The sequence below is a fragment of the Muriicola sp. genome (assembly GCF_049669965.1).
Lineage (GTDB): Bacteria > Bacteroidota > Bacteroidia > Flavobacteriales > Flavobacteriaceae > Muriicola.
Map to the genome: position 1 here is coordinate 1 of NZ_JBATLB010000190.1, position 6025 is coordinate 6025.

Consider the following 6025-nt stretch of genomic DNA (forward strand, 5'->3'; position numbering starts at 1 on the left):
GGCTATCCTTGGTTTTCTGCTTATTTTTATGCTTGAAAAACTTGCTGCCAAAAAATAAAGCATAGCATCATGCATCAGCCCAGATCCTTTATTGATAAAGTATTCCTGATTATCAAGGGACTGGCCATGGGTACCGCAAACAAGGTGCCGGGGGTGTCAGGGGGCATCGTAGCCTTTGTTGCCGGTTTTTATGAGGAATTCATCTATTCCCTTCAAAAGATCAATCTAAAGGCTCTTAAATTGCTTTTTAACGGGCGTTTCAAAAGCTTCTACCGCTACGTAAACGGGCAATTCCTGAGCCTGCTAATTTTTGGGATGCTGGTAAGTTATTTCAGCGTTTCCAAGCTTCTGGATTATTTTTTGGAACACAATGAATTATATGTTTGGGCCACCTTCTTTGGGATGATCATTGGCTCTATTTATTTTATCGCCAAAGATTACGAACACTGGAACCGGAAAACCATCACTTTTGGGGTAATCGGACTCATTGCCGGAATTTCCATCAGTTTTTTGAGTCCGGCTAAGGAAAACGACAATCTTATTTTTATCTTTTTATGCGGGATGATCAGTGTCTCAGGGATGACGCTTCCGGGTCTTTCTGGCTCATTTATTCTTATTTTACTGGGAAACTATGTACTACTGCTGGTAGATTCAGTGAATGCTCTATTTGATACCATCGCCGAGGTATTTCAGGGAGATTTTAGATTTACGGCTAATCAGGAACGCCTCAACACTTTAAAGATTCTGGTGGTCTTCACCCTTGGTTCTGCCACAGGCTTGGTGACCCTTTCTCACATCCTGGGCTACGTGCTAAAACATTTCAGGCACATTACCACCGCGGTGATCATTGGATTTATTACCGGCAGTCTTGGGGTGGTTTGGCCGTGGAAGCGAACCATCTTTGTAAAAGACAGCCTGGGCAATCATTTGATTGATAGTAACGGGAATGAGATCATTAAAAATTATGAACGATATTTACCAAACATGAGCCTTGCCGATACCTGGTGGGCCCTGTTATACATTCTGGTAGGTATAGGCATTTTATTAGCATTGGAGTGGTATGGAAAAAACAGAACAAAAGCTTAGCTATGGCCTCCTAGGCCGCGATATTTCCTATTCTTTTTCTAAAGAATATTTCACGGATTTCTTTCAAAAGCAAGGACTACACCATTGCTCCTATGAAACCTTCGATCTCCGCAATATTACCGACCTGGAGACCATCCTGAAAGAATATCCCGAACTGCATGGTTTAAACGTAACCATCCCTTACAAAGAGGCTATCATTCCTTATTTACATAGTTTAGATTCGGAAGCTGCCGCCATAGGGGCCGTAAACACTATCAAATTCACAAAAACAGGCCTTGTAGGATACAATACGGACGGATACGGTTTTCAGAGATCACTGGAGCCCTTTCTTTCGGAAAAAGCACATAAGAACGCCCTAATCCTTGGTACCGGTGGTGCCTCCAAAGCTATTAAATACACGCTGCAACAATTGGGGATCAGCTCACAATATGTGTCTAGAAGTCCGGAAAAAGGCCAATGGACCTATGAAATGCTAACCAAAGAGCAAATAGCCAACCATACCTTTATCATCAATTGCACACCAGTAGGTACCTTTCCACGGATAAACGATAAACCAGCCATTCCCTACGCCCATCTGGGCAAGGGTCATCTATTGTACGACCTGGTGTATAACCCTGAGAAAACGGCCTTTTTACAGGAAGGTGAACAACGTGGAACCTCCATTTGTAATGGATTATCCATGCTGGGATTTCAGGCACAAAAAGCTTGGGAGATCTGGCAGAAATAAGCATTTAGATGCCCGGATGTTCCTAAAACGATGGTCCTGGCTCCCTAAAAAGATCCTACAATACCTTTGTTGTCTCTGGGGTTGTTAGTATCTTACAATGGGATTGAGACCTAATGAGTACAAAAAATCCAAAAATAGAATGTTGGAAGAGAAAGAAGAGAAACTACATACAGATGTAGGGGGAAATGCAACATCGGAAACTACTGAGAACGAAGAACTCTCAGAGAAAACTACCGAAAAATCAGCGAAGACCACACCTAAAGCGGTTGCCGCGAAAAAGGTAGTGGCTCCGAAGAAAAAAGCTGTCAAAACAGTTGAGAAATCAAAAGCCGATGCTGAGAAAGCGGAGGCGACGCCCGCAAAAAAAAAGGCCTCCAAAAAAGCGGCCGAGAAACCGGCGGAAGTTACTGACGTGGAAAAAGTGGTCGCTCCCAAGAAAAAATCGACCAAAAAGAAAGCAGAGAAAGGCACGGTAGAAGAAGCCGAAGGGCAAGTTATCGCAGAAGAAAAAAGTGTAGTTGCCGATGCTGAGGCAAATAAGGATGTGCTAGATGAGATAGAGGAAACCAATGCGGAAGATGCGGAGGATGAGGACAATCACCACAGGCACCATATCCCCATGCACGATTACCACACTATGACCATGGAGAATCTGGTAGGGGAACTACAGCGCCTGGTGCGAAACGAAAAAGTACAGGCCATCAAGAATCATGTAGATGGGATCAAATCGGAATTTGACCTGAAATTCCAGGATTTTATAGAAGAAAAAAAGGAAGAATTTGTTAGTCAGGGTGGGAATGAAATAGATTTCAGATACAATTCGGTTGCCAAAAGGCAATTTAACGAAGTGTACTCAGATTACCGGGAAAAGCGCAATGCCTACTACAAGTCCCTGGAAACCAATTTAAAACAAAACCTGGAAAAAAGGCTACAGATCATTGAAGAGCTTAAAGCTTTAGTGAATGTTGAAGAAGACATCAATACTACCTATAAGAATTTTAAGGACCTGCAAGAACAATGGCGACACGCCGGCTCAGTTCCCAGGAACCACTACAACGATGTGTGGCGCACCTATCACCATCATGTAGAGATCTTTTACGACTTTCTGCATTTGAACAGGGAGTTACGCGACCTCGATTTTAAGTACAACCTGGAAGAGAAGGAAAAATTAGTGACTAAGGCGGAAGCCCTTGCCAATGAACCCGACCTTAACACTGCTTTCCGCGAATTACAGACACTTCACAAGATCTGGAAGGAAGATATTGGCCCTGTAGACAGGGAACACAGAGAGGCTATCTGGGAGCGTTTCAGCAATGCTACCAAGGTAATGCACCACCGGAGGCAGGAGCATTTCAAGGAAATGGAGAAGGGGTATGAGGATAATCTGGAAAAAAAGAATGAGATCATTGCAGCAATAACCAAGCTGGCAGAAAACGTTGCTCCCCAACACAAAGGCCTTCAAAACCAGATCAAAGAATTAGAAGCCCTTCGCTCCTCATTTTTTAAAGCGGGGAAAGTACCTCAAAAGGTAAATGAAGATACCTGGAGCCGTTTTAAGGAGGCTGTAAGAGCCTTTAACCGCAAGAAGAATGACTTTTATAAGAACTTAAAGAAAGAACAGCAAGACAACCTGGACAAAAAGAGGGAGCTGGTTAAGTTGGCGCTTTCCCTAAAGGAAAGTGAAGAATGGGACAAAGCAACCCCGGAGATGAAGCGGATACAACAAGAGTGGAAACAGATAGGGCATGTGCCCAGGAAGTATTCGGACAGTATCTGGAAGGAATTTAAAGCGGCCTGTAATCATTATTTTGACCGGATGCACGCCCAAAAGAACAAGGCCAGTGGCGCAGAGGTAGAAAATCTGGAGAAGAAGAATGCCTGTCTGGAGAAATTACAGGGATTTGAACCCGGAAAAGACAGAGACAAGGATCTTGCAAGCATTAAATCCTTTATTGAGGAATGGAAGTCTATTGGACGGGTTCCTTTTAACAAGAAAAGCATCAATGGTAAGTTTAATAAAGTTGTAGATGCCATCCTTAAAAAATTAGGAGTGACACAACAGGAGGCCGAATTGTTAAAATACGGTAATAAGTTAAAGCAATTAACCTCGAGGGAGGATGAATACGCCTTGCAAAAAGAGCGCAGTTTTATCAAACGAAAAATTGATGAAGGCAAGAGTGAGATCAATCAACTGGAAAATAACCTGTTGTTTTTCTACAACGCCTCGGAAGATAAGCCGTTAGTCAAAGAGGTGATTCAAAAGTTAAACAAGCAAAAAGAGGCCCTGAAAACCTGGAAGGCAAAGCTTAAAAAGATCAATATCCTGCAGCATTCTCTTGCGAAGGTGGAAGAAGAAGCGGATCAGGAGGAAATAGATACTGAGAATGAGGAGAATTAAATAGAAAATTCTCGCAATGTCAGGTCGATGGGATTTCCCCCATGTCACATCTCGACTCCGCTCGATATGACATTAAAAGAGTTCAGTATGAAAGGGATGAGACCTCCATATAACAGGTTTTAAATCTAGATATGACAGAAGATTTATCTAAAATGGCAATGGCATTCCCAATAACGTAAGGCATACTATAACTCCAATAAGAAATCAGGACAGTAGACAGGAATAATTAGAAACACAAAAACTAAAAATAGTATAGCCCACAGCACCCACATTAACAGTGGAAAAGTAATTAATTGTCCCTCGGATTTTGGAAGAAAGGAATGAGCAATCAATCCATGAATACCAAGACTAAATAGTAAAAAATCAATACTTGAAGCAACTATTAAAAAACTCTTTGTGAACGATTCTTTTGCTACAAAAAAATAAACTCCCAAGGCAATTGAAATTACAATCACTATTCTAAATACCCTTCTGTACATCTTAATATTATTTTAAATTATTAAAGGTGGAATATCCCGTAACTCTTCGCATTAAAACTCATCAGAGGAACCTTACCATAAGACTCCATTCTTTTTACCATGTCTCTGTGAAAAATTTGGGAAGTCAGACTCTTACTTTCTCGTTCAAGCATCGCAACGATGTCTGCATTTGATTTGCCCAGGTATATTTTCAGGTCGTTGAAGGCATCATCAGAATACAGAATGTCCAATTCCAAATAAGTATAATCTATATACTTCCGAATCTTATTCTCAACAGCCTTATTTTGCCATTTGCCGATATTCTCTTCTAGTGGAGATATATGCACTATCTTAATTTTTGCATTAAAAGGTTTGGCAATTTCCGTTAGCTTAGAAATGGCCCCAAGGTCTTCTTCTTCAAGATCTGTGGCATAAACAATGGTTTTAATTCCTGAATGACTTGCATCGCCGGGAATAGATAAAACCGGGCAAGGTGATTGTTCGACTAATTGTTTGGTCGTATTTCCTATAATGACTTCTCTTAAGATACTACCACCTTTCATTCCTGTAATAATTAAAAAAGCTCCAATCTCATTTGCCTTTGAAACAATACCTTCAACTACAGACTTGTTTTCAATGGCCTCTATTAGAATAGTTAAGCTCTTAAAATCATCGTTTAAAGTTGTCTCACAGAAACTGGTAAGTTTTGAGTGATGCTTTTTAAAAGCATCACCTTCAATATCCGGAAATGCGTCTTCGCCCTTTAAGCTTACATTGTCCAACAATGTTGGATAGTCAAATACATGGACAACTAACAATTTAGCATTCATTTTAGTACTCATAGCGCAAGCATACTTTAATGCTGCTATTGAGTTTTTCGAATAATCTGTAGCGTATAGGATAGTCTTCATTTTGTACCTTCTTATATCTTATGTGGTACAAATTACCTCATATTAAAGTGTCTACCTATGACCTTGGTCAGATTGCATTATTTCTGATAAATATCTTTTCTTTCAGAGGTAGAGCAGCCTGCATTCCTTCGGAACGTAAATCTGCCTTAGGCTAGGGAGTCTAGGGATGTCTGGCCGAGCATTACCGAGTTCAACATATATATTGATCGAAAGTACTTTGCGAAACAAAACGAGACCATTTCATGACCCCTCGACTCCACTCGGGGTGACAAAATAAAGTTGCTCGATATGACACCTAAGAAACAACCAATGAAAGGTAGAACGCAGACAGGAGATGTCAGGTCGAGCGGAGTCGAGACCGTATTAAGGATTAAGCCAACTTAGCAGTGTTCTTAGCAGTCTTAAAAGACAATTCCTTTTTAATTCTGCTATTCTTAAAACGATA

Annotated in this window: 4 protein-coding genes; 3 read left to right on the top strand and 1 reads right to left on the bottom strand. The window is 41.0% G+C overall.

The genetic code is table 11. The features are described from left to right. Positions 1–69 precede the first annotated feature (69 nt). The 3 genes from WBM49_RS10170 to WBM49_RS10180 all read left to right on the top strand — a co-directional run bounded on the left by WBM49_RS10170 (position 70) and on the right by WBM49_RS10180 (position 4211). Positions 70–1086 (top strand): DUF368 domain-containing protein, encoded by a 1017-nt coding sequence (locus WBM49_RS10170; protein ID WP_424371944.1) that lies wholly within the window; start codon positions 70–72, stop codon positions 1084–1086. Next, positions 1061–1813, top strand: a complete 753-nt coding sequence (locus WBM49_RS10175) for a shikimate dehydrogenase family protein (protein ID WP_424371945.1) — start codon at positions 1061–1063, stop codon at positions 1811–1813. The genes WBM49_RS10170 and WBM49_RS10175 overlap by 26 nt, the downstream gene beginning before the upstream one ends. Before the next feature lie 139 nt (positions 1814–1952). Beyond that, positions 1953–4211 (top strand): DUF349 domain-containing protein, encoded by a 2259-nt coding sequence (locus WBM49_RS10180; protein WP_424371946.1) that lies wholly within the window; start codon positions 1953–1955, stop codon positions 4209–4211. A 499-nt stretch (positions 4212–4710) separates the two neighbouring features. Here the strand turns inward: WBM49_RS10180 and WBM49_RS10185 are convergent, their stop codons facing one another. Then, positions 4711–5580, bottom strand: coding sequence for a universal stress protein (locus WBM49_RS10185; RefSeq protein ID WP_424371947.1), 870 nt, complete (start codon positions 5578–5580; stop codon positions 4711–4713). Positions 5581–6025: the final 445 nt, after the last annotated feature.

What these genes read in the sequence shown, in the direction of transcription:
- WBM49_RS10170 (WP_424371944.1), top strand. Translation starts at nt 70, where the DNA reads ATGCATCAGCCCAGATCCTTTATTGATAAAGTATTCCTGATTATCAAG.
- WBM49_RS10175 (WP_424371945.1), top strand. Translation starts at nt 1,061, where the DNA reads ATGGAAAAAACAGAACAAAAGCTTAGCTATGGCCTCCTAGGCCGCGAT.
- WBM49_RS10180 (WP_424371946.1), top strand. Translation starts at nt 1,953, where the DNA reads ATGTTGGAAGAGAAAGAAGAGAAACTACATACAGATGTAGGGGGAAAT.
- WBM49_RS10185 (WP_424371947.1), bottom strand. Translation starts at nt 5,580, where the DNA reads ATGAAGACTATCCTATACGCTACAGATTATTCGAAAAACTCAATAGCA.